At 67.8% G+C, this 2,469-nt stretch carries 4 protein-coding genes; 3 read left to right on the top strand and 1 reads right to left on the bottom strand.

Annotated features, from left to right (window positions below):
* Positions 1–332 precede the first annotated feature (332 nt).
* The 3 genes from ABT116_RS42650 (at position 333) to ABT116_RS42640 (ending at position 1,632) form a co-directional block, all read left to right on the top strand.
* On the top strand, positions 333–848 hold the full coding sequence (locus ABT116_RS42650) for a hypothetical protein (protein ID WP_351646064.1): 516 nt from the start codon (positions 333–335) through the stop codon (positions 846–848).
* A 164-nt stretch (positions 849–1,012) separates the two neighbouring features.
* Positions 1,013–1,294 carry a type II toxin-antitoxin system RelE/ParE family toxin gene (locus tag ABT116_RS42645; RefSeq protein WP_003943404.1) on the top strand — a complete coding sequence of 94 codons (282 nt, stop codon included), beginning with the start codon at positions 1,013–1,015 and terminating at the stop codon, positions 1,292–1,294.
* A gap of 44 nt (positions 1,295–1,338) precedes the next feature.
* The gene (locus tag ABT116_RS42640; RefSeq protein WP_003943405.1) at positions 1,339–1,632 is read left to right on the top strand and encodes a HigA family addiction module antitoxin; all 294 of its coding nucleotides are present in this window, start codon (positions 1,339–1,341) and stop codon (positions 1,630–1,632) included.
* Positions 1,633–1,733: 101 nt separating this feature from the next.
* On the opposite strand, the gene ABT116_RS42635 is transcribed toward ABT116_RS42640, so the two are convergent.
* Positions 1,734–2,469 (bottom strand): helix-turn-helix domain-containing protein (locus ABT116_RS42635; RefSeq protein ID WP_351646054.1); only part of this gene is annotated, 736 nt, incomplete at its 5' end.

The following is a 2,469-nucleotide window of genomic DNA, read 5'->3' as shown; positions in this document are numbered from 1 at the left end:
GCCCTGCAGCGCACCGATCTCGACGTCGAGGGGAGAGGAACCGTTGCTTGTCGTCATGAGCGGATGCTAACTCCGGCGGGTGCCGGGGCCTGCTGTTCGAACGACTCAGCGGGCTCCCCGCGTCCCAGTCCCCGTTCCTCGCAGACGATTACGACGTCCGCGCGAAACTGTCCGGATTTCCGCGCGCACTCACCCCCGCCCTGTCCGGGCCGCTCGACCAGGCGGCCCGCCGCTTCCTCGACGACCACGGACTGGACGAGGAACCCGTCTACTGGCATCCACCCCTGCATCTGCTCGACGGGCTCGAACTGCCCGGACCCAACCCCGCCGCCGTGGACCTCGCCGCCCTCCACGACCTGACCCGCCACGAACACACCGCGCTGTCGGAGATCGCGCGGCAATTGGCCACCACCCTCGACGTGATCCGCCACCTCCTCGAAAACCATCCCGCTCCCGCATCACCCACTGCCGCAGAGCGGTTCGAACGACGCGTCGCCCAGACCGCCGCAGAGGAAACGTTGAGCCGGGCGCAGTTCGTCGACCTCTACTGCGTCCAACGCCGCACCCTCGCCGAGATCGCCGCGATGATCGGAGCCAGCCGGAAGGTGACCGGTCGGCTGGCCCGACACCACGGCATCGCGCCGAGCGCCGGAGGCCCGCCGGTCGATCCGGCATGGTTTCACCACCAGTACGTCACCCAGCGGCGAACCCTGCGGGACCTCGGACACGAGGTGGGGCGCAGCGTGTCGCGGATGAGCCGAATCGCAAAGGACTACGGCATCCCGATTCGGCCGCCAACCGACGCCGGCAACCCGCAGTCCGTAGCGATCCGGCGGCTGGCGCACTGATCGGTCTCGGCCGTCGTGCGGTGCACGCTCGAGTCGTGCACAGTGCAGGGCCGGGCAAAACGTTGCCCGGAGAACAAGACCGCAGGTGACTGCGGCGCTGGTCCCGACGCTCGAACGCGCGTGTAACGTTGCGCGTTATTAACGCAGTACGTTATAGTGGTGAGGTGATCGAATCGTTCGCCGACAAGGAGACCGAGCGAGTCTTTCGCCGGCAGTTCTCGAAGAAGCTCCCGCAGGACATTCAGCGGATCGCGCGCCGGCGTCTGTTGTTGATCGAGGCGGCCACCGACGTCAACGACCTGCGGGTGCCCCCAGGCAACCGCCTGGAGAAGCTCTCCGGAGACCGGGTGGGCCAGTACAGCGTCCGGATCAACGATCAATACCGCATCTGTTTCATCTGGCGCGCCACCGCAGCATACGACGTGGAGATCACCGACTACCACTGACCACCCGGAACCGACACCTCCGACCACGGAAAGGAACACCGACAATGACTACAGACCTGAGCCCCATTCACCCCGGCGAGATCCTCCGCGAGGACTTCCTCGAGCCTTTCGGCATCACGCAGAACCGCCTGGCCACGATCATCGGTGTGCCGCCGCGGCGGATCAACGAGATCGTGCACGGCAAGCGGTCGATCACCGCAGACACCGCGCTGCGGCTGGCCAAGGCGTTCGGCAACAGCGCCCAGTTCTGGCTCAACATCCAGGACCGCTACGAGCTCGACCTTGCGGCCGACAAGCTAGGCGACACCCTCGCCAAGATCACGCGCCTCTCGGCATAGATCGGCAGGTATCGGACTCGGTGCCCCGCGGACGATCCGGCGCACTCGCCGAGCTGCGGTTGCCCCAGCGCTTCACCGTTGGGGGCCACCGCTGGCGAGCATCAACGTTTGCGGGGTTCGATATCGAGTCGCCGTCGCGTGTTGTGGTTGCCGCAGACGAGTTCTGGAGTAGTGGTCCATTCGTGACGTTCAAGCCACGCCAGGACCGGTCGGGGTGGGTCGTCGCTGGAGGAGCCGGTGAGCAGCGGGCCGTCACCGCACCTCGAGCAGCTGACCACCACGACGTGGCCGTGCGGTTGACAGCGGGCACAGTGCCGCGCCTTGTGCAGGTGCTCGCGTTTGTCGAGGTGCAGCCAGACGGTGGCGAGGTCGGCGCGGTGCGGGACCAGTTCCCGACGCGTGGTGGGTTGATACCCGCAGGTCGGGCATGCCGATCCCGTCGTCGGGGGCGGCGCCGCCGGATCCGGTGACGGCGAGGGCTTCTCCTCGTCCGGGTCGGTGTCGGCGGTAAGCGTCTCGGACTGTCGGGGCGGCAGATGCCGGTATAGGGTCGAGCGGGTCAGTCCGGTCTTCGCGGTGATCTCGGCGATGGTGGCGCCGCCCTCGCGTAGCTGGGTGGCGTAGGCGAGTTGGGCGTCGCTGACCACGCTGGGCCGGCCGGTGCGGCGGCCCTTCTCGGTGGCCACGGTGCGGGCGTGCGCGGCTCGCTCGACCGCGTACGTGCGTTCCATCTGCCCGAACAGTGCCAGCAGCACCACCGCCAGCTGGCCCATCGGGTCGTCCGGGTTCGTCGAGTCGATCCGGACCGGGTCGGCCAGATTGCGGAAGCCGATGTCG

It is taken from the genome of Streptomyces sp. NPDC002130 (genome assembly GCF_040296465.1).
GTDB lineage: Bacteria > Actinomycetota > Actinomycetes > Streptomycetales > Streptomycetaceae > Streptomyces.
This window is presented reverse-complemented; position numbering and strand designations above follow the sequence as displayed.